The 20,947-nt window shown below is 41.5% G+C and carries 20 protein-coding genes; all 20 read left to right on the top strand.

The features are described from left to right. The first annotated feature begins 38 nt into the window (after positions 1–38). The 20 genes from LPB220_RS05995 (at position 39) to LPB220_RS05900 (ending at position 20,942) form a co-directional block, all read left to right on the top strand. Positions 39–548, top strand: a complete 510-nt coding sequence (locus tag LPB220_RS05995) for a GNAT family N-acetyltransferase (RefSeq protein ID WP_150906137.1) — start codon at positions 39–41, stop codon at positions 546–548. Positions 549–653: 105 nt separating this feature from the next. Then, positions 654–2,228, top strand: coding sequence for a cardiolipin synthase (gene cls, locus LPB220_RS05990; protein ID WP_150906135.1), 1,575 nt, complete (start codon positions 654–656; stop codon positions 2,226–2,228). A 15-nt stretch (positions 2,229–2,243) separates the two neighbouring features. Continuing rightward, on the top strand, positions 2,244–2,903 hold the full coding sequence (locus LPB220_RS05985; protein WP_150906133.1) for a DNA alkylation repair protein: 660 nt from the start codon (positions 2,244–2,246) through the stop codon (positions 2,901–2,903). A gap of 283 nt (positions 2,904–3,186) precedes the next feature. Then, positions 3,187–4,188 carry a DUF3137 domain-containing protein gene (locus tag LPB220_RS05980; protein WP_070673963.1) on the top strand — a complete coding sequence of 334 codons (1,002 nt, stop codon included), beginning with the start codon at positions 3,187–3,189 and terminating at the stop codon, positions 4,186–4,188. Then, a complete protein-coding gene (locus LPB220_RS05975) occupies positions 4,185–4,739 on the top strand; it encodes a LemA family protein (protein WP_150906131.1) in 555 nt (184 codons plus the stop codon). The genes LPB220_RS05980 and LPB220_RS05975 overlap by 4 nt, the downstream gene beginning before the upstream one ends. A gap of 145 nt (positions 4,740–4,884) precedes the next feature. After that, entirely contained in the window at positions 4,885–5,961 is a 1,077-nt protein-coding gene (locus LPB220_RS05970; RefSeq protein ID WP_036757608.1) for an aspartate-semialdehyde dehydrogenase, read from the top strand. A gap of 252 nt (positions 5,962–6,213) precedes the next feature. After that, positions 6,214–7,149, top strand: coding sequence for a 4-hydroxy-tetrahydrodipicolinate synthase (gene dapA, locus LPB220_RS05965; RefSeq protein WP_150906129.1), 936 nt, complete (start codon positions 6,214–6,216; stop codon positions 7,147–7,149). Positions 7,150–7,170: 21 nt separating this feature from the next. Beyond that, the gene (locus LPB220_RS05960) at positions 7,171–7,785 is read left to right on the top strand and encodes a hypothetical protein (protein WP_061591203.1); all 615 of its coding nucleotides are present in this window, start codon (positions 7,171–7,173) and stop codon (positions 7,783–7,785) included. Positions 7,786–7,927: 142 nt separating this feature from the next. Further along, positions 7,928–8,266, top strand: coding sequence for an ATP cone domain-containing protein (locus LPB220_RS05955; protein ID WP_049514815.1), 339 nt, complete (start codon positions 7,928–7,930; stop codon positions 8,264–8,266). A gap of 111 nt (positions 8,267–8,377) precedes the next feature. Continuing rightward, complete coding sequence (locus tag LPB220_RS05950) at positions 8,378–9,718, top strand: ATP-binding cassette domain-containing protein (RefSeq protein WP_150906127.1); 1,341 nt, start codon at positions 8,378–8,380, stop codon at positions 9,716–9,718. Further along, positions 9,651–10,535 (top strand): ABC transporter permease, encoded by an 885-nt coding sequence (locus LPB220_RS05945; protein WP_225305900.1) that lies wholly within the window; start codon positions 9,651–9,653, stop codon positions 10,533–10,535. Before LPB220_RS05950 ends, LPB220_RS05945 begins: the two co-directional genes overlap by 68 nt. An 18-nt stretch (positions 10,536–10,553) precedes the next feature. Continuing rightward, entirely contained in the window at positions 10,554–11,984 is a 1,431-nt protein-coding gene (locus LPB220_RS05940) for a zinc-ribbon domain-containing protein (protein ID WP_150906125.1), read from the top strand. Positions 11,985–12,095: 111 nt separating this feature from the next. Next, entirely contained in the window at positions 12,096–12,947 is an 852-nt protein-coding gene (gene ylqF, locus LPB220_RS05935; protein WP_150906123.1) for a ribosome biogenesis GTPase YlqF, read from the top strand. Further along, positions 12,934–13,701, top strand: a complete 768-nt coding sequence (locus tag LPB220_RS05930) for a ribonuclease HII (protein WP_150906121.1) — start codon at positions 12,934–12,936, stop codon at positions 13,699–13,701. Before ylqF ends, LPB220_RS05930 begins: the two co-directional genes overlap by 14 nt. Positions 13,702–13,704: 3 nt before the next feature. Beyond that, positions 13,705–14,622, top strand: a complete 918-nt coding sequence (locus tag LPB220_RS05925; RefSeq protein WP_150906119.1) for an ROK family protein — start codon at positions 13,705–13,707, stop codon at positions 14,620–14,622. Positions 14,623–14,695: 73 nt separating this feature from the next. Next, a complete protein-coding gene (gene dprA / locus LPB220_RS05920; RefSeq protein ID WP_150906117.1) occupies positions 14,696–15,544 on the top strand; it encodes a DNA-processing protein DprA in 849 nt (282 codons plus the stop codon). Positions 15,545–15,630: 86 nt separating this feature from the next. Beyond that, entirely contained in the window at positions 15,631–17,712 is a 2,082-nt protein-coding gene (gene topA / locus LPB220_RS05915) for a type I DNA topoisomerase (protein WP_150906115.1), read from the top strand. A 195-nt stretch (positions 17,713–17,907) separates the two neighbouring features. Continuing rightward, on the top strand, positions 17,908–19,242 hold the full coding sequence (gene trmFO, locus LPB220_RS05910; protein WP_150906113.1) for a methylenetetrahydrofolate--tRNA-(uracil(54)-C(5))-methyltransferase (FADH(2)-oxidizing) TrmFO: 1,335 nt from the start codon (positions 17,908–17,910) through the stop codon (positions 19,240–19,242). Between the two features lie 93 nt (positions 19,243–19,335). Beyond that, a complete protein-coding gene (locus LPB220_RS05905; RefSeq protein WP_150906112.1) occupies positions 19,336–20,163 on the top strand; it encodes an alpha/beta hydrolase in 828 nt (275 codons plus the stop codon). A gap of 38 nt (positions 20,164–20,201) precedes the next feature. Then, positions 20,202–20,942: an esterase family protein gene (locus LPB220_RS05900; protein WP_150906110.1), complete on the top strand. Its 741-nt coding sequence runs from the start codon at positions 20,202–20,204 to the stop codon at positions 20,940–20,942. The last annotated feature ends 5 nt before the right edge of the window (positions 20,943–20,947 follow it).

Below are 20,947 nucleotides of genomic sequence, written 5' to 3'. Positions count from 1 at the left end.
TATCGGTATACTAGCTATAATCTAATTAGGAGGCCACCATGATGATTCGACCCGTTCAGCTCAGCGATGCAGCAGCTATCCGAGCGATTTACCAACCTTATGTGACAGAGACAGCCATTACCTTTGAGGTTGATGTGCCGACTGTCCAGGAATTTGAAAGCCGCATCGCAAAAACGCTGACCCAATTTCCTTATTTGGTCGCAGAAGTGGATGGGAAAGTTGTGGGGTATGCCTATGCCTCGACCTATTATGCACGCGCTGCCTATGATTGGACCACTGAATTATCTATTTATGTAGCAAAGGAAGCGCGTGGACAAGGGATTGGATCGGCCCTTTATACGGCCTTAGAAGAAGAGCTACAAGCACGAGGCTACTTACGCTTTCTGGCCTGTATCGCAGTCCCGAACGAAGCGAGCATTTCCATGCATGAAAAGCGGGGCTATGTCCAAGTGGCTCATTTCCCAAAGATTGGCTATAAGTTTAACAAATGGCATGATATCGTCTGGATGCAAAAGACGATCGAAGGGCCGGTGAGAAAAATCAAGTAAGAGCTGTTAAGGAGTAGTAGCTAAATGAAATGAAAACTCCATATCACTTGAAATAATCCATAAATTATTCAGCATAGAAGATGTTTTTATACGAAAGAGGTTTTTATGACTCAAGAACAAAGTGCTAGACTGTTACCTCAAAAGCCCTCAAGATGGGCTAAAATTCTACTTAACCGAAAGGTTCCCATTCTCCTGTTCTTCTTACTGGAATTGGCCTTTCTTGTCTTTTCATATCTCAGCCTACAAGAGCATTTCCCATCCATTATCTTATGGGAACACTTGTTGAGTGTTTTTACCTTCTTTTACTTGCTCAATCGTTCCATGGATTCTCGTTCCAAATTGTCCTGGGTGATTATCATTGCCCTCTTTCCAATTTTTGGGACGGCTCTGCTTTACTTTTCGTTAGCTGATTTGGGTGTGAGACGCTTGAAGAAGCGGCTTGAGGATGCTACAGTGCAGGCATCCGACTATCTAAGCACCGATCCAGAAGTTGCTGATTATTTATCCCAAAGTGATCGCCAATTACAGAGATTAGCTTATTTTTTGGAGCATAGTCCAGCACAGTTTCCTATCTACAGAGACACAGAGGTTACCTATTTTCCACTTGGAGATGACATGCTTCCAGCCTTGTTGGAGGATTTGAAAAAGGCGGAGCGTTATATCTTCATGGAATATTTCATCATTGACGAAGGTATCATGTGGGGTGAGATTTTAGCCATTTTGGAGGAGAAGGCCAAGGCAGGTCTAGACGTTCGTGTCATGTTTGATGGGATGAATGAGATGACTACCTTGTCCTACGATTATATCGAGCGATTGCACAAGGTTGGGATTAAAGCCCAGGCCTTCTCACCAGTCAAGCCTATTCTATCAACCTATTACAATTACCGAGACCATCGAAAGATTACAGTGATTGATGGTCAAGTTGCTTATACTGGTGGCGTTAATATCGCTGATGAGTATGTCAATAAACGAGAACGCTTTGGTCATTGGAAGGACACGGCCCTTCGATTAGATGGTTCAGCAGTTCAAACGCTAAAAGCTCTCTTTTTGACCATGTGGACAGTGACTGGAATAGAAGATAAAAGGGATATGGAGCACTATCTACAAGAAAAACCTCAACAAAGAAAGAGTCAGGGCTTTGTACTCCCTTATGGCAATTCACCGTCGACCTACCACAAGGTTGCAGAAAATGTTTATTTACATCTTCTGAATACATCAACTAATTATGTCTATATCATGACGCCTTATTTGATTTTGGATGATGAATTGGTTCGAGCCATGACCTTTGCGGCCAGACGAGGTGTGGATGTTCGTATCATTATGCCAGGTATTCCAGATAAACAGTATGCCTTTGATATTGCGACGACCTATTTTAAAGCCCTCTTGGATGCTGGCGTCCGTATTTTCCGTTATACCCCAGGCTTTGTCCATGCTAAGGTTTATGTTTCTGATAGCCAACAAGCTGTGGTAGGAACCATTAATACAGACTACCGAAGCCTCTATCAAAATTTTGAAGATGGGGTTTATCTCTACAAAAATCTAGAAGTGCTTAAGATTGAAGAAGATTTTGAGAAAGCCCAGGCTCTCTCAGAGGAAGTCACTTTAGAAAGTTTATCAAAAATACCTATGGTTCATCGTCTGGGTGGCTATCTTTTTTCTTTGATTGGACCTTTGATGTAAAAAAGGAGGAATCATATGGATACAAAAATTCTTTTGAAATTGTTAGAAAACCAAGCTGATCCAGCGAAAGTCTCAGCAATGGAAGCTTATATGAAAAATAAATTCAGCTTTCTTGGCGTTCAAAAACCAATTCTCAAAAAGATTGAAAGAGAGTTTTTTAAACCCTTCATAAAGGATCCAATTGATTGGACTTTTGTGGAAGAGTGTTGGCAGCAACCTTACCGTGAGTTCCAATATATTGCTATGGATTATCTGGATAAAAAGAAGAAGGAGCTTAGACCTGAAGATTTTCCAAAGCTAAAGGAATTGGCTCAAACCAAATCATGGTGGGACAGTATAGATCAATTGGACCTTATCATCGGAGAGATTACTTTTCACTATCCAGAAACCAAGCAGGTTATGCTAGATTGGAGTAAGGATCAGGACTTTTGGTTGAGGCGGATTGCCATTGATCACCAGCTTATGAGGAAAGAAAAAACAGATACGGATTTGTTAGAAAAAGTGATCCTCAATAATCTAGGTCAAAGCGAGTTATTTATAAATAAGGCAATCGGCTGGAGTTTACGCAATTATTCCAAGGTTAATCCGGATTGGGTAGGGGCCTTTATCGACCGCTATCGAGAGCAGTTATCTCCTTTGAGTATTCGAGAAGGAAGCAAGTACCTACCTTCTTGACAGTTTGTGGATGTTCATGGTAAACTAGTTTCATGCGATGAGTCGATTGGCTCTTAGGAGCCTTTTGCGCTGAGGAGGTCTACATTCAATTGTAACGCAGGAGCGGACCTTGAACAGTTGTGTGAACCGGCTGTTCTCACCGAAAGGTGCCTCAAATCCTGGTCTTCGGATCAGGATTTTTTTGTGTCTTCAAAGGTCCAAAACTATTATAATACATTTGCTACAAAGTTATGTTGGTGTTATAATATAGTAAAGTGCCTAGGTCAGAAAGGAGTGGAGTTGATTGGGAGATTTCTATCATTCTAATGATTCAGCATCTACAGACTATTCGCAGAAAATTGAAGAGCTTGAAAACTCCAAACAATTTCAGGATGCCATCGGATTGATCCGAGAACAGATGAAGAACAATCTTCAGTGGAATGTTTTGCGATCCTTTGGTATTATTTGCGCCATACTGTCTCTCATTTTATTGCGTTTTGCAGCTATTCCTTTGATCCTTTTAGTTGTTGGTTTGTATTATTGGCCACAATATAAAAAACGAAAAGCCTTGTTTGGGGATCGAATTCGTTCGAACGATGAGATCTATCTTGATGATATCCTTTCGCCTGTATTAAAGGAAGTTTTTCCTCGAGCTTCGATCAAAGAGGACGGTTCCATCCCTTCTGAAGCTCTCTCGCATTTATGTCCTCGGTCGACTGATTTTCTATGTTTCAAAGAGCTATCATTTCATGATGACAAAGAGTTGACAGTGTCAAATCTCTATGCCCATCATACGGAGACTCGTTACCGGACATCTAATGGTCATACGAGGACGGAACATGTGGAAGTTACAGATTTCCTTGGACAAGTGTTCTCTTTACATCTACCGATCAATTTCTCAGGTCATCTTCGAGTTGTGCCAACCAAGAAATCCTTTCTTTTTAAGAGGGAGGTGAATGGGGTTTATCCTGGAGCCAGAGGAGATGAAGTTCAGATTGAAACCGAGGATATTCGCAATAACGAGAATTACAATATTTACTGCACGGATGAACTGTCTGCCCGTAAATTTCTCACCCCTAAGATGTTGGAATGGTTTGATCGACAAATTTCTCAAAATGTCATGTGTGTATTTTTGAAAGACAAGAAACTATTTATTTCTTTGTATACCGATCGCTATATCTTTCCGACGCCCCAAAAACCGGAAGATATTGATCAACTATCTTTGGTATCTGAATATCATAAATTATGCAAAGAACTAGCTTTAATTAAGGAAATAACAGCAATTTTTGAAGGAGAAGCATCATGAATCTCATTATTGGAATCATCCTATTATTTCTTGCCCTATTGGCCATTTGGTTTATTAGTGTAGGAAATCGCCTCAATCGTTATCTAGTAACCATCGAAGAATCAAAGAGAACGGTTGATATCGTTCTCGTAAAACGCTATGATACCATTTCGGAAATGCTAAAAGTAGCCAAAGCCTATGCCAAACACGAGCAAGAGATTTTTACTGATTTAGTTGCTTTACGCCAAGGAGCGACTATTCAAGAATCCAACCAAGTCATTACCAATCAAAATGATGTCTTGGCACAAATTCGTGCAGTCGGTGAAAACTATCCAGAGCTCTTGTCTTCTAACCAATTCTTGGCCTTGCAAAAGGAAATTGCTGACGAAAATGAAGATCTTGCTGCAGCGAAGCGAATTGTCAACAGTAATGTCAGCCATATCAATCAAGAAATTGTTTCATTTCCGGCGTCTATCGTAGCAGGTGTAAAGGGGATCCATCAAGTTCCATTTCTTGCTGAAGAAACACAAGGTAAGAAAGATTTAAGTGACTTGAACTATGACCTGAACTAACGAGCTATTTATGATAAATAACCATCAACAATCCTGGTCTTAGAATCGGGATTTTTTCCTACTGTTGGTACTTTTCATTTATGCCAAAAAATTGTATAATGGTACAAATACTCAATTTTTAGAAAATTTTGAAAGAGGATTTACTATGGGATACACAGTTGCTGTTGTCGGTGCTACAGGTGCCGTTGGTGCTCAAATGATCAAAATGTTGGAAGAATCTACTCTTCCAATCGATAAAATTCGCTACCTTGCGTCAGCACGTTCTGCAGGAAAAGTCTTGCAATTTAAAGGGCAAGACGTGACCATCGAGGAAACGACTGAAGATGCTTTTGAAGGGGTTGATATTGCTCTCTTCTCAGCTGGTGGTTCAACATCTGCCAAATATGCACCTTATGCGGTAAAAGCAGGCGCAGTAGTGGTTGATAACACTTCTTATTTCCGTCAAAATCCGGATGTCCCATTGGTTGTTCCTGAAGTGAATGCCCATGCTCTTGATGCTCACAACGGAATCATCTCTTGTCCAAACTGTTCAACCATTCAAATGATGGTAGCTCTTGAGCCAGTTCGTCAAAAATGGGGCTTGGACCGTATCATCGTGTCTACTTACCAAGCTGTTTCAGGTGCTGGTATGGGAGCTATTCTTGAAACCCAACGTGAGTTGAAAGAAGTCTTAAATGATGGAGTTAATCCACGTGATGTTAAAGCAGAAATCTTACCTTCAGGTGGAGATAAGAAACACTATCCAATCGCCTTCAACGCTCTTCCACAAATTGATGTCTTCACAGATAATGACTACACATACGAAGAAATGAAGATGACAAACGAGACTAAGAAAATTATGGAAGACGATAGCATTGCTGTTTCAGCAACTTGTGTGCGGATTCCAGTCTTGTCAGCTCACTCAGAGTCAGTCTACATTGAAACAAAAGAAGTGGCACCAATTGACGAAGTGAAAGCTGCTATTGCAGAATTTCCAGGTGCAGTCCTTGAAGATGATGTTGCTCACCAAATCTATCCTCAAGCAGTCAATGCTGTAGGTTCACGTGATACCTTCGTTGGACGGATTCGTAGAGACTTGGATGCTGAAAAAGGAATCCACATGTGGGTTGTTTCAGATAACCTCCTTAAAGGAGCTGCTTGGAACTCAGTCCAAATCGCAGAAACCCTTCACGAACGTGGACTCGTACGTCCAACAGCTGAATTGAAGTTTGAATTGAAATAGGGAGAAAAACAGAAATCAGTAACTCGAAGAGTTTGATTTCGTAGTTTTTCCCCCGCACAGTTGATTAGGAAGTACGAATGTTGCAAACATGAGTAGTTCCAATCAACCACTGCGTCACGATTCAGAAATCTGCAACTCGAAGAGTTTGATTTCTTCCTCAGCTTTCTAACGAATCAACTTGTTTTATGAACAGATCATGAGGCAAAGGCAAGCAAGCCCCAGCCTCTTTCTTATATAGAGAAAGGTTTTTCTATGTCTTATAATGATTTAAAAGATTGTAAAATCATCACTGCATTTATCACCCCCTTCCATGAAGATGGAACCATTAATTTTGACGCTCTTCCTGACTTGGTCGAGCACCTCTTGGCTCATCATACAGACGGGATTCTCTTAGCTGGAACGACTGCGGAAAGTCCAACTCTGACCCACGATGAGGAATTGCAACTCTTTGCGGCTGTTCAAAAGATTGTCAATGGTCGAGTTCCTTTGATCGCTGGTGTCGGAACCAATGAAACCCGCGACTCGATTGAGTTCGTTAAAGAAGTGGATGCTTTTGGTGGCTTTGCAGCAGGATTGGCTATCGTTCCTTACTACAACAAACCATCCCAAGAAGGAATGTATCAACACTTTAAAGCAATTGCGGATGCATCTAATCTTCCGATTATTATCTACAATATTCCTGGACGCGTGGTAGTAGAAATGACACCTGAAACCATGCTTCGTTTGGCAGAACACCCAAATATCATTGGGGTCAAAGAGTGTACAACTCTTGCTAATATGGCCTATTTGATTGAACACAAGCCAGAAGAATTTCTCGTCTATACAGGGGAAGATGGAGATGCTTTCCATGCGATGAATCTTGGTGCAGATGGAGTGATCTCAGTGGCTTCTCATACAAATGGAGATGAAATACATGAGATGTTCCAAGCTATTGAACACAACGATATTAAAAAGGCTGCGGCTATCCAACGTCAATTTATCCCTAAAGTCAATGCTCTCTTCTCTTATCCGAGTCCAGCTCCTGTCAAAGCTGTCTTAAACTATATGGGCTTTGAAGCAGGGCCGACCCGTTTACCATTGGTGCCAGCACCGGCAGAAGAAGCGAAGCGCATCATCAAGGTTGTAGTAGATGGGGATTACCATGCAACCAAAGAGATCATTACGGGAGTTCTTCGTCCGGATTATTAATAAAATTGTCATGAGGAATGTATGTCAGAGTTAGAGAAAACGGATTCAGAAAAATTAGAACTAGAAAAATTTAAAGAACGTCATAGCCTTGATAAGTTAGATGGTGTGATAATCTATGATAAACCGACCATTAAAACAGGCGAAAAAGCTGGATGCATCGGTGCACTCTTACTTTTAATTGGATTTGGTACAGGAATTATTTTGTTGCTCCTTCATTTCATATTTGACTTCGATTCCAAGCTACTCAATCTTCTTTGGGAATCAATAGCAGCTTTAGGATTCATTTTTAGTTTAGCAGGGGCTTTTCAAATCGGTCCTCTTACAATACACCGCTACTCAAGAGAAGCTGATAAGGATAAACATTTTGAAATTGATAGAGCCTATAATCTCTATAATGTTCTGTATAAACCGACTAAAACAGTCCTTCTCCAATATGATAGCGATGAAGATCAGCTGATTGCGGTCAATGCTGGTGGTGAACTACTAGTGGAACTCCTTAGAAAAGTAGAGATGGAGAAGTTACCTCTGGAGAAAATTTTGAAGACCTTCCGTTTGGACCATGTCTCTGACCATCTTTGGAGATTGACCTACAGCTATAAAAAAGAAGATGTGGTCATGGAAAAAAGTGATCGTTAGATTTTTTCATTCAATTAACCACACTAAGTCCTGAAAAGAGCTTTGATTCTTGTCAAAAAAATTATATAATAAAGTAGTAGGTCTTCATTTCATTATAAAGGAAATGGAGTATTCATGAAAATTTAAAATAAAGGAGACTCCGATGGAAGTCATTAAACGTAGTGGAGAAGTGGTTGAATTCAACCCAGATAAAATTTACCAAGCTATTTTGAAAGCTGCGCAAGTTGTCTATGTTTTGACAGATGATTTGCGACAAAACCTAGCTCAAGTGACCAAGAAAGTTGCCATGGATTTGGATGAAGCCCAAGTAGAACGCGCAACCATCAGCATGATCCAATCAATGGTTGAGCACCGTTTACTTGGTGCTGGTTATATTACCATTGCAGAACACTACATTTCTTATCGCTTGCAACGTGATTTGGAACGGAGCGGCTATGGTGATCATATCGCCGTGCATTTGCATTTTGAGCAAATTCGCTAAGCCACTAAGCTAGAGAAGTGCTCGCGAAGTAGATGCAATCGTGTTTGAACCACCCTTATAGGGTGGTTTTGACTGTCTAGCCAATTAGTTTATTTCGAAAGGTTTACATGTATGCAAAACCCAACCATCTATACCTATCTAAATCAGGATTTTACAGCTATTCCACTTTTTGATGGATTGAGCGTTGATGGTATTTCTCAAGAAAGTCAGGCAGATTTGCATCTGGCTGATGATTTTCAGTCCCCCTCTAAAGCTGTTTTCCATTTTCTAAACGGTCAATGGTTTCTGGAATGTTTGTCTGGAATGATTGAGGTGGATGGTGTCACCTATCCGAAAAATCAACGTGTTTTATTAAATCATCGTTCCATTATTCATCTTTGTGACGCTGACGGCCATGTTTTTCGCTCAAAATTCATCATTGTTGAAATGCAATCCCTTGAATGGAAGACCATTGCAAAAGATGCTTTTCCGATGGATCTGTCCTCGCTTGCTAGGATTGATTGTGCAGTATTATCAAATCAGTTGGTTGTCCAACTAGGAGAACAGATCATTTACCAAGATCTTCAGGCAGCAACTGCAGATCCATCTGTTTCAACTAGGGAGCGCGAGGATTTTTCTCATTCATCACTAACGATTGCTATTCAAGATGTAACAGTCGGAAATCTCTTAAATCGTAAGACCATCCTCAAGGATATTCAGGTAGAATTTAAACCCAAGGAAATGATCTTAATTCTGGGTGGTTCTGGTGCTGGAAAATCAACCTTTATGGAAGCAGTGACAGGACTTGTTCATTCAAATACCAGTGCTTATTTTAATGGCGTAGATCTGTTAAATGATGGGAAGAAACAAGGGGTCATCACCCTGGCACCTCAATCTCCTGATGAGCATTACCGAATGGAAGACACGGTCTATAAGAATCTAGAAGATGCGGCTAAACTCTATGGTCCATCTGAATTAGCAGACCATCCTGAACTTCGCAAAGAAGAAGTGCTATCTGTTCTGAAAAAGCTGGATTTGGAATCTGTTAAAGGATCCAAGTGTTCTTCTCTATCTGGCGGACAAAAGAAAAAACTCACGATAGCCATGGAATACATCACGCGCCCCGAAATCCTCTTTATGGATGAGCCGGATTCCGGTGTCGATGGAAGCATGGTTATGGAGGTCATGACCACACTGAGAGAGATTACAGATGAAGGAAAGATCTTATGTGTCATCACGCATACGCCCGATCGTATTCGTCATCTCTTTGACAAGGTTATGGTGGTCGGAAAGAGTTCGGAAGGGTGTGGTAGACTGTGTTACTTTGGCTCCGTAGACAATGCCCTGAAAGTCTTTGCTGCTCAGAGTTTAGAAGAAATCGTCCATAAAATTTCAGGTGCTGAAAATGCAGCTCTTGTTGACCAATATGTTCAATGGTTTGAAAATGAAAGGAGAGGTGGCCATGCTGGATAAGAAGCAAGTCTCGATTTATTTTAGAAAATTCCTTCGACTCCTTATCAACAAAAAATCTCTATTTTTTGTCTTAGAAGCGATTCTTCTTCCTTTCATCATTTCGATCGCTTTTAATGCCAATGAAGTTTTTGATAAATACCATATTACGAGAACTTCTTCCATTATGTTTATTTCTGCAGCACTCTGGATTGGTCTCTTTAATTCAGTGACCAGTATTTGTAATGAGCGTAAAGTCATCAAGTTTGAGTACCAAATTAAAGGCTTGTCCTTACCTTCTTATGTGACGGCGCGCGTGCTGACAGAGTTGGTTCTCTGTTTCGCGGAAGCGATCCTAATGATTGGAACCATTGTTGTGCGCTATCCACGTATCCAAGGAAACAGTAGCCAGATATTCCTTTTTGGGATCACTTTGTTTTTGGTGATCTTTACTTCAGATATGTTGGCCTTAATGATTTCAGCTTTTGTAAAAAAATCATCTCAAGCGATGACAGCCATGCCGCTAGTATTGATGGTTCAATTGCTGTTTTCAAATTTTCTCCAATCCTTGGATGAAAAAATTCCATTTTTAGTGTGGATCTCACATGCGACCATTACGAGATGGGGAACAACGGCCTTCTTTCGGATTGCAAACATGAACAATATGGTCCCGTCTCAAGGTCATACTGACTGGCAAGTTTATCAAAAAGATGGGGTAGGAACCTATGCTTATGATCTACTTGCGATTCTTGGAAATTGGGGAGCCTTGCTTGCTTTTGCCGCTCTATTTATAGTCGCAACTTCCCTCGTATTGACTTCTGTCCGTAAGGACGCTCGATAAACAATAAGGAGATGATTTATGAAAAACTGTACCAATTGCCAGGCACCTATTAATGCCGGTGATGCATTTTGTTCTAAGTGTGGAGCTAAAGTTCAAGTAGCTGCCCAAGCTGAACCAAAAGCTGTTGCTTTTCAACCAAAGACAGTGCAATTAGGGCCAAGTCCAACTCAAGCCCCAGCACCTAAAAAATCAAAAAGAAACATGAAAGGAATTTTAGCAGGGATTTTTGTCCTTCTTGCTGTCATTACTCTTGCAGGTTATTTCTTATTAAACCGTGGTAGCAGTGACACCATTAATTTAGAGGACTATATAAAGCTAGAATTTGAAGGGACTGATGGTGAAGGATCGATTGTTGAGAAGTCGCTTAGTTTGAATAAGAAGAATTTAGATCGGGATATCAAGAAAAAGATAGAAGCAGAAGGCTTGAATACTGAGAATTCAAACTACAATATCGATCAGCTAGTTTCAAAAGTAAAATTTAGTGTTTATAAAGGCGATGAACTGATCGAGGCAGAGAAGCGAAAGAACCTAAACAATCACGATAAAATTACGGTCAAATTACTTTACGATAAAAGCGATCTTGAAGACATGATACCTGGCCTTCACTTTACCGGTACATCTGTAACTCAGGAGGCGGATCTTATCCCGCTTGTAGGTTTTGACCCCTTTAAGGGTTTTTATCCAAAAATTAAGGGGATTTCTCCAAATGGAAGTTTATCAAAACCATCTCAATTTGAAGGAAAAGATCTAGATTTTATTGCAAAAGCAACCGCTAAATATGGCTTCCCATTTGATTATTATCTGAACGGTAAAGAAATATCAAGTAATGATCCTATTGCAGTTGGAGATGAAATTGAGATTCGTCTCAATGAAAGTGGTAAAAATGCATTGAAAGAACAAGGTAAAACTGTTGAGAAAGGAAAAGACAGTAAGAAATACAAGGTCACTTTGGCTGATTTTGAGGAAGGAGCTTATGTGACTTCCTTGTCAAAAGTGGATGAGGATACACAAGAAGCCATCTCTAAGAATGTAGAGGATGCAGCAAAGGCTTATGCAGCTGACCGCAATTATAAAGACCTTCCAAAATTTGAAGGGATGGCTTTTGCGGCAATCAAAGATGGAGTTGATTGGGGAGGTACATTTGATTCCAAAATCCCGCAATTGGTCTATGTATACTCTATTACCGATACATCTTATGGTAAATCAAAAACAAGTTATTTTGTCATTTCAAAGATAGCGGTTATTGAACAGGTCGAAAACCATGGAAAAGCCAACGTTCATAAAAAACCTGGAAAAACCATTCAAACCTTTGAGAAAAATGCTAAGAAGTACGATTTCCAAAGCATGTCTGATGAGAATGACTTGAAGAACTACTTTACTAGAAATATCGACACCTATACCTATACAATGGACGATCAATTGAAATCGTTGATAAATTGGACAGAATAGAAGAAAAATGAAGTTACCTAGGTAGCTTCATTTTTGTATTCTCGTTTAAGGCTGAGAATTCAGGAAAACATGGTATAATAGAAGAGATTGAACTGGAAAGGAATGGAGAACATGGCAACTATACAATGGTTTCCTGGACACATGTCCAAAGCTAGAAGACAAGTACAAGAAAATTTAAAATTTGTGGATTTTGTGACGGTTCTGGTAGATGCTCGTTTGCCCCTATCAAGCCAAAATCCTATGTTAACCAAAATTGTTGGTGATAAGCCTAAATTAATGATTTTGAACAAGGTAGACTTGGCAGATCCTGTGGCAACAAAAGAATGGCAGGACTATTTTGAGTCTCAAGGCATCAAAACCTTGGCTATCAACTCCAAAGAGCAATCTACGGTTAAGAAGGTCACAGATGCTGCTAAGTCTTTGATGGCCGATAAAATTGCTCGTCAGAAGGAACGAGGGATTCAGATTGAAACCCTTCGGACTATGATCATCGGGATTCCTAATGCTGGGAAATCAACTCTTATGAACCGCTTAGCAGGGAAAAAGATTGCTGTTGTAGGAAATAAACCAGGGGTGACCAAGGGGCAACAATGGTTGAAAACCAATAAGGATCTTGAAATCTTGGATACTCCAGGGATTCTCTGGCCCAAGTTTGAAGATGAAGAAGTGGCCTTAAAGCTCGCTTTAACAGGCGCCATCAAGGACCAGTTGCTTCCGATGGATGAAGTGACTATCTTTGGTCTTAACTATTTTAAAGAGCACTACCCAGCAGTTTTGCAAGGGCGTTTTAAACAAATGGATCTGGAACAAGAAGCTCCTGAAATCATTATGGAAATGACCCAGAAATTAGGATTTCGTGAAGATTACGACCGTTTTTACCAACTCTTTGTTAAAGACGTCCGCGATGGAAAATTGGGACGCTATACGCTGGATCGTGTAGGGGAAATTGATGGCAACAATTAAAGAAGTTAAAGAGCGTTTGGCAATGATTGACGAGCTAGATCATCCCTTCTTTGAAGAGTTGATCCTTGATGGTCGAGCAGGCGTTCAAGCGGCTATCAGCAAACGAAAACGCGAACTCCAAAAACAAGTGGACGAAGATTTGCGTTTGGAAAAAATGCTAGCCTATGAAAAAGAACTTTATACTCAAGGGATTCAGCTCATTGCAGGAGTGGATGAAGTGGGACGTGGTCCATTAGCGGGACCAGTTGTTGCAGCAGCCGTCATTCTGCCGAAAGCTTGTAAGATTCCCGGACTCAACGATAGTAAAAAGATTCCAAAATCCAAACACAAGGAAATCTATGAAGCTGTGCTCCAAAACGCCGTTGCGATCGGAATCGGCATCAAGGATAATCAAGTGATAGACCAGGTTAATATCTATGAAGCTACGAAGCTAGCCATGATGGAGGCCATTGGTCAGCTAGAGCCTCAACCCCAACATCTTTTGATTGATGCCATGAGGTTAGATCTTCCTATTTCCCAAACTAGTATCATCAAAGGGGATGCCAACTCCTTATCCATTGCTGCAGCATCCATCGTAGCCAAGGTGACTCGGGATCAGATGATGGAAGAGTTTGATCGAGAATATCCGGGTTATGATTTTGCTCAGAACGCTGGCTATGGGACGTCGAACCATCTGGCTGGCCTCGACCAACTGGGAGTGACCCCTATCCATCGGCGTTCGTTTGAACCCGTCAAATCAATGTGTGAGGATTAGGTTATGCTATTTACTATCGATATCGGAGGGACCTTTATAAAGTACGGTCTGATGGACGCAGACTATCAATTGGTTCATACAGACAAGATCCCAACACCACCTACGATTGAGGAGTTTTGGCAAGGATTAGAAGAAATCGTTACACCCGTAAGGGAAGAAATCGAGGGAATCGCCATTTCATGCCCTGGTGAGATCCAAAAGAGCCTTGGCTTTGTCTTTCGAGGTGGTCTCATTCCATATTTACGAGGCATTCCTCTAGCAAGTAGACTCGAACAAACATTTCAAGTACCCGTCACTGTTCTCAATGATGGAGAAGCCGCAGGTTTAGCGGAAGCAAGGCTTGGCAATCTAAAAGATTGTCCTTGCGGTGCGACCTTGGTCTTAGGGACAGGAGTCGGCCTCGCTCTTCTTTCGAATGGTGACCTATTGAGAGGATGGCAACTGACAGAATACATTCGGTCTATTGATAAGGCAGAAAGAACACCAGAAAATCGCCGCTTTCATCGCGAACTCTTTTTGCAAGGCATTTCCAATCTTTTGGAAAACACCGGTTCTGCTGTTCAATTTGTTGAGAAAGCTAGTCACATCTTGAACCTAGAAAAGGCAGATGGTATAGCTGTTTTCAAAGCTCTTGATCAAGAGGGCAACGAGGAGCTGACATCCTTGTTTCAGGAGTATTGTCATGATATTGCTATTCTGATTTTTAATCTTCAATCTTTGCTCTTGCTTGAAAAGGTGACGATTGGCGGGGGCATTAGTGGTCAACCACTACTGATCGATGAGATCAGTCGACAATACCATGAGCTGCTCTCTCAAAAAGGTCATAAACAATTTGAGGCCTTGCCGATCCAAGCGGCTCGCTTCCATAATGAAAGCAACTTGATTGGTGCCGCATCTTACTTTTATTTTTCGACACATTAAAAAAAGTTCTAGGAATAGAGCTTTTTTTCTTTTCTTTTTCGAATAAATAAGTGAGAGGAAGTAGAAGGTGACCATGGAGAAATTTGAAATCTTTAAATTAAAAGAAGCCGGTTTATCAAATGAGCAAGTCTTGAGAGTCTTGGACTACTGTAGGAAAGAGCAAGTCTTACCAAGCTTAGAAGAGATAGCAAGGATCGCTCGCTGTCGCAGTATCCTTCATTTTGTAGACAAATACCGGCAACTAGATGAAGACCATTTACACAAGGAGTTTGAACGGTTCCCATCTCTATCCATTTTTGATCCAGAATACCCTGAGGAATTGCTACAGATCTACAATCCTCCTGTACTCCTTTTTTACCAAGGGGATTTGGAGCTGTTAACCAGACCGAAGATCGCAGTTGTTGGAGCTCGGGAGACCACGCGAGAAGGGGTTCGTTCTGTAGAGAAGATTATTAAGGAACTTGGGAATGAATTGGTCATTGTTAGTGGACTTGCTAAGGGAATTGATGCGACCGCTCATTATGCCAGTATCCGAAATGGTGGCAAGACCATCGGAGTGATAGGAACGGGACTGGATGTCTTTTATCCTAAGAGCAATCAAAGACTGCAGGCGCATATGGGGGAACACCATCTGATCTTGAGCGAGTATGGTCCAGGTCAGGCACCACTTAAGTTTCATTTTCCTGAGCGAAACCGCATCATTGCAGGTCTCTGTCAGGCAGTGATTGTGGCAGAAGCTCGACTCCGTTCAGGCAGTTTGATTACTTGTGAGCGTGCTATGGAAGAAGGACGAGACGTTTTTGCTATTCCAGGAAATATTTTAGATGGAAAATCTGCAGGCTGCCATCATCTGATTCAAGAAGGTGCAAAGCTTGTCACCTCAGGCCAGGACATTCTTGATGAATTGAAATACGAATTGTGATTTTCCTATAGGAGAAGTTCCTAGTTGACATCTTTCTTAAAATGTATTAAACTCAATGAGATTTATACAATACAGAGGGATAAAACGTGGTAACAAAAAAGAAAAGCAGTACAACCAAGAAAAATTTGGTGATTGTGGAGTCTCCTGCTAAGGCCAAAACAATCGAGAAATACCTTGGTCGTAACTACAAAGTCATGGCTAGTGTTGGCCATATTCGGGACCTGAAAAAATCTACGATGTCGATTGACTTCGACAATAACTATGAACCGGAGTATATCAATATTCGCGGGAAAGGTCCCTTGATCAATGATTTGAAAAAAGAAGCTAAAAAAGCCAAACAAGTCTTTCTCGCAAGTGACCCGGACCGAGAAGGAGAAGCTATTTCTTGGCATTTAGCGCATATTTTGAACTTGGATGCTAAAGAAAAAAACCGTGTGGTCTTTAACGAAATCACCAAGGATGCCGTTAAAAATGCCTTTAAAGAACCGCGCCAAATCGATATGGACTTGGTCGATGCCCAACAAGCACGTCGTGTCTTGGACCGGATTGTAGGGTATTCCATTTCGCCTATTCTTTGGAAAAAGGTCAAAAAAGGACTTTCTGCAGGGCGCGTGCAATCTGTTGCCCTCAAATTAATCATTGATCGTGAAAATGAAATCAATGATTTCAAGCCGGAAGAATACTGGACCATTGATGGTGTCTTTAAAAAAGGGACCAAGCAATTCCAAGCTAGCTTCTATGGGATTGATGGCAAGAAGATGAAGCTCAACACCAATGAAGAGGTGAAAGCTGTTCTTGAACGCTTAGATGGCAAAGATTTTACCGTTGAAAAAGTTGAAAAGAAAGAACGTCGTCGGAATGCGCCACTTCCATACACCACCTCTTCCATGCAGATGGATGCTGCCAATAAGATCAACTTCCGTACACGCAAGACCATGATGGTTGCTCAGCAATTGTATGAAGGAATCAATATTGGCTCGGGTGTTCAAGGTTTGATTACCTATATGCGTACCGATTCCACACGGATCAGTCCAGTTGCGCAAAATGAGGCAGCTAACTTTATCGTGGATCGCTTTGGTGAGAAATACTCTAAGCATGGAAGCCGTGTGAAGAATGCTTCTGGAGCCCAAGATGCCCACGAAGCGATTCGTCCATCCAGCGTCTTCAATACTCCTGAAAGCATTGCTAAATACTTGGACAAAGACCAATTAAAACTCTACACCTTAATTTGGAACCGCTTTGTAGCTAGTCAAATGACAGCAGCTGTCTTTGATACCATGAATGTCCGTTTAGGTCAAAATGGGGTTCATTATACGGCAAATGGGAGCCAGGTGAAGTTTGATGGTTATTTGGCTATTTATAACGACTCAGATAAGAACAAGATGTTGCCGGATATGGTAGAAGGCGATATCGTTAAGCAAGTCAATAGCAAGCCTGAGCAACACTTTACCCAACCACCTGCTCGATATTCTGAAGCGACCTTGATTAAGACCTTAGAAGAAAATGGGGTTGGTCGTCCTTCAACCTATGCTCCGACGATTGAGACCATTCAAAAACGCTATTATGTGAAGCTGGTAGCCAAACGTTTTGAACCAACAGAGTTAGGGGGGATCGTCAATAAACTGATCGTTGAATTCTTCCCAGATATTGTCAACGTGACCTTCACAGCAGAAATGGAAGGGAAACTCGATGATGTCGAACTTGGAAAAGAAGAGTGGCAAAAAGTCATCGATGCCTTCTACAAACCATTCTCTAAAGAAGTCGCAAAGGCTGAAGAAGAGATGGAAAAAATCCAAATCAAAGACGAACCAGCTGGTTTTGATTGTGAAGTCTGTGGCAGTCCGATGGTGATTAAATTAGGACGTTTTGGTAAGTTCTATGCTTGTAGTAATTTCCCAGATTGTCGTCATACTCAGGCCATTGTCAAAGAAATCGGCGTGGAGTGTCCTGATTGTCATCAGGGACAAATCATCGAACGCAAAACCAAGCGCAACCGTATCTTCTATGGATGCAATCGCTATCCGGAGTGTGAATTTACCTCTTGGGATAAGCCGATCGGTCGGGATTGTCCAAAATGTGGCCACTACTTAGTTGAGAAAAAAGTTCGTGGTGGCGGCAAACAAGTCGTATGTAGCAATGGTGACTACGAAGAAGAAAAAGTGAAATAAGTTATTAAATGTCTGTTATAACAGCAATTTTTATAAATGTCTGTTATAATAGACATTCGTTGGACAGGAAGGAAAAGCCTTCCTGTCTTTTTATTTGGCTTTTTGGTATAATGGAGCAAGTAGAAAATTAGAAAGATTTGTGGGTGTCAAAACAGTCCATCAGGGTGTTTTGATACCCAAAGAGGTATTAGTGTCATGTCTCAATCTTATATCAATGTCATCGGTGCGGGCCTTGCAGGCTCTGAAGCAGCTTATCAGATTGCCCAACAGGGTATTCCGGTCAAGATTTACGAAATGCGGGGGGTCAAATCCACTCCGCAACATAAAACAGACAACTTTGCGGAGCTAGTTTGTTCCAACTCTCTTCGTGGGGATTCTCTCACCAATGCTGTCGGGCTCCTCAAAAAAGAAATGCGCCGTCTGGGTTCTGTCATCCTTGAAGCAGCGGAAGCGACTCGTGTACCAGCCGGTGGAGCACTTGCTGTGGACCGAGAAGGTTTTGCTAGCCGGGTGACGGAGAAGGTGTCCCAACATCCTCTTATTGAAGTCATTCGTGATGAAATTACTGAATTGCCGACAGATGCCATCACAGTGGTCGCAACGGGGCCTCTAACCAGCGATGCCTTGGCAGAAAAGATCCATGCCCTTAATGGTGGCGATGGTTTCTATTTCTATGATGCAGCAGCTCCAATCATCGATGTCAATACTGTCGATATGAACAAGGTTTACCTCAAGTCTCGTTATGACAAGGGAGAAGCGGCGTATCTCAACTGCCCAATGACCAAACAAGAATTTATGGATTTTCACGATGCCTTGGTCAATGCAGAAGAAGCCCCGCTCAACTCTTTTGAAAAAGAAAAGTATTTTGAAGGTTGTATGCCCATTGAAGTCATGGCTAAACGAGGCATCAAAACCATGCTCTATGGTCCTATGAAGCCAGTCGGACTCGAGTATCCAGATGACTACAAAGGGCCACGTGATGGGGAGTTTAAGACACCCTATGCAGTTGTTCAGTTACGTCAAGACAATGCGGCAGCTAGCCTATACAATATCGTCGGCTTCCAAACTCACCTTAAATGGGGTGAGCAAAAACGGGTTTTCCAAATGATTCCAGGTTTGGAACATGCGGAGTTTGTGAGATACGGCGTCATGCACCGCAATTCCTACATGGATTCTCCAAATCTGCTTGAACAAACTTATCGTTCTAAGAAACAAGCTAATCTCTTCTTTGCAGGTCAAATGACAGGGGTAGAAGGCTATGTGGAGTCAGCTGCCTCAGGTTTGGTAGCTGGAATCAATGCAGCTCGCCTTTTCAAAGGAGAAGAAGCAGCGATTTTCCCTGAAACGACAGCCATCGGAAGTCTGGCTCACTATATCACTCATGCCGACAGCAAGCATTTCCAACCCATGAATGTCAACTTCGGGATTATCAAAGAGCTAGAAGGACCACGCATTCGGGATAAAAAGGAACGTTATGAGAAAATTGCCGAACGTTCTTTACAAGATTTGGCTCAGTTTATGGAAAAATAACCCAATAAAGGAAAAAGTTTGGAGAAAATCCAGACTTTTTCTTCTAAAAATGGTATAATGAATAAAATTTAGAATATAGAGAGTTTTCTGACAATGAACAAATCCTATTTTTATTTAGATATGAAGACACACGAGTTGAAAGTGCCTTATACCGGAAAACTCCGTCGTGTGCGAGTCTTATTACCTAAGAATTATGAAACGGATACAGATAGACGTTACCCTGTGGTTTATTTCCACGATGGGCAAAACGTTTTGTACAGCAAGGAAGCTTATGCGGGTCATTCCTGGAAAGTCATTCCAGCCATTAAGCGGAATCCAGATATTAGTCGCATGATTGTTATTGCGATCGATAATGATGGTTTCCAACGCATGAACGAATACTCTGCCTGGAAGTACAAGGAATCCAATATTCCTGGCATGCAATTTGGTGGCAAGGGAGTTGAGTACGGCGAATTTGTCATGGAGGTGGTGAAACCTTTTATCGACCAAGAATACCGGACTCTTGCTGATCGAGAACATACGGCCATGATTGGTTCTTCCTTGGGGGGAAATATTACTCAATTCTTGGGATTAGAGTACCAAGATCAAATCGGTTGTTTAGGGGTCTTTTCATCCGCTAACTGGCTACACCAAGATGCCTTCAATCATTATATCGAACGCAAAAAATTATATGCAGACCAACGGATCTACATCTATGTGGGGACTGAAGAGGCGGATGATACAGATAAAACTTTGATGGCAGGAAACATCAAGCAAGCCTATATTGATTCATCTCTTCGTTATTACCACGACGTCATTCAACAAGGGGTGGCTTTGGAAAATATTGCCATTCGGATTCAATCTGGGGCTATTCACCACGAAGAAGCATGGGCCGAACATTTACCAGAATGCCTTCGTTTTTTGGCAGAAAATTGGGATTAATAGACTGTAAATAAAGAAATAAAGGAAAGAGGAAACTTATGAATATTGAACATTTAAGCCACTGGAGTGGCCAACTCAACCGTGAAATGTATTTGAACCGCTATGGACACGCAGGTATTCCTGTTGTGGTCTTTGCTTCCTCAGGTGGAAGCCATAACGAATACTATGACTTTGGTATGATTGATGCTTGTGCTCAGTTTATCGAAGAAGGACGGGTTCAATTCTTTACCCTTTCTAGTGTGGATAGTGATAGTTGGCTTTGTAATTGGAAGAATCCTCACGATCGTGCCGAAATGCACCGTGCTTATGAACGCTATGTGATTGAAGAAGCCATTCCTTTTATCAAACACAAAACAGGCTGGTTTGATCCGATGATGACAACTGGTTGCTCTATGGGAGCCTACCACGCGCTTAATTTCTTCTTGCAACATCCAGATGTCTTTTACAAAGTGATTGCCTTGAGTGGTGTCTATGACGCTCGTTTCTTTGTTGGTGATTTTGGAGGCGATGAAGCCATTTATCAAAACTCGCCATCTGATTATATTTGGAACCAAAATGATGGCTGGTTTATCGATCGTTACCGTCAGGCGGAAATCGTTGTTTGTACTGGTTTAGGAGCTTGGGAACAAGATGGACTTCCATCTTTCTACAAACTGAAAGAAGCCTTTGATCACAAAAATATTCCTGCATGGTTCGCTGAATGGGGACATGATGTCGCCCACGATTGGGAATGGTGGCGCAAACAAATGCCATATTTCCTAGGTCAAATGCATCTATAAGTAAA

The sequence above is a fragment of the Streptococcus sp. LPB0220 genome (assembly GCF_008727815.1).
Classification (GTDB): Bacteria; Bacillota; Bacilli; order Lactobacillales; family Streptococcaceae; genus Streptococcus.
The sequence above is the reverse complement of the archived record's forward strand: the minus strand, read 5'-3'. Positions and strand labels throughout refer to the sequence as shown.

Bases quoted from the DNA above. Each gene is read 5' to 3' on its own strand.
- LPB220_RS05995 (WP_150906137.1), top strand. From the start codon at position 39: ATGATGATTCGACCCGTTCAGCTCAGCGATGCAGCAGCTATCCGAGCG.
- cls (WP_150906135.1), top strand. From the start codon at position 654: ATGACTCAAGAACAAAGTGCTAGACTGTTACCTCAAAAGCCCTCAAGA.
- LPB220_RS05985 (WP_150906133.1), top strand. From the start codon at position 2,244: ATGGATACAAAAATTCTTTTGAAATTGTTAGAAAACCAAGCTGATCCA.
- LPB220_RS05975 (WP_150906131.1), top strand. From the start codon at position 4,185: ATGAATCTCATTATTGGAATCATCCTATTATTTCTTGCCCTATTGGCC.
- LPB220_RS05970 (WP_036757608.1), top strand. From the start codon at position 4,885: ATGGGATACACAGTTGCTGTTGTCGGTGCTACAGGTGCCGTTGGTGCT.
- dapA (WP_150906129.1), top strand. From the start codon at position 6,214: ATGTCTTATAATGATTTAAAAGATTGTAAAATCATCACTGCATTTATC.
- LPB220_RS05960 (WP_061591203.1), top strand. From the start codon at position 7,171: ATGTCAGAGTTAGAGAAAACGGATTCAGAAAAATTAGAACTAGAAAAA.
- LPB220_RS05955 (WP_049514815.1), top strand. From the start codon at position 7,928: ATGGAAGTCATTAAACGTAGTGGAGAAGTGGTTGAATTCAACCCAGAT.
- LPB220_RS05950 (WP_150906127.1), top strand. From the start codon at position 8,378: ATGCAAAACCCAACCATCTATACCTATCTAAATCAGGATTTTACAGCT.
- LPB220_RS05945 (WP_225305900.1), top strand. From the start codon at position 9,651: ATGCAGCTCTTGTTGACCAATATGTTCAATGGTTTGAAAATGAAAGGA.
- LPB220_RS05940 (WP_150906125.1), top strand. From the start codon at position 10,554: ATGAAAAACTGTACCAATTGCCAGGCACCTATTAATGCCGGTGATGCA.
- ylqF (WP_150906123.1), top strand. From the start codon at position 12,096: ATGGCAACTATACAATGGTTTCCTGGACACATGTCCAAAGCTAGAAGA.
- LPB220_RS05930 (WP_150906121.1), top strand. From the start codon at position 12,934: ATGGCAACAATTAAAGAAGTTAAAGAGCGTTTGGCAATGATTGACGAG.
- LPB220_RS05925 (WP_150906119.1), top strand. From the start codon at position 13,705: ATGCTATTTACTATCGATATCGGAGGGACCTTTATAAAGTACGGTCTG.
- dprA (WP_150906117.1), top strand. From the start codon at position 14,696: ATGGAGAAATTTGAAATCTTTAAATTAAAAGAAGCCGGTTTATCAAAT.
- trmFO (WP_150906113.1), top strand. From the start codon at position 17,908: ATGTCTCAATCTTATATCAATGTCATCGGTGCGGGCCTTGCAGGCTCT.
- LPB220_RS05905 (WP_150906112.1), top strand. From the start codon at position 19,336: ATGAACAAATCCTATTTTTATTTAGATATGAAGACACACGAGTTGAAA.
- LPB220_RS05900 (WP_150906110.1), top strand. From the start codon at position 20,202: ATGAATATTGAACATTTAAGCCACTGGAGTGGCCAACTCAACCGTGAA.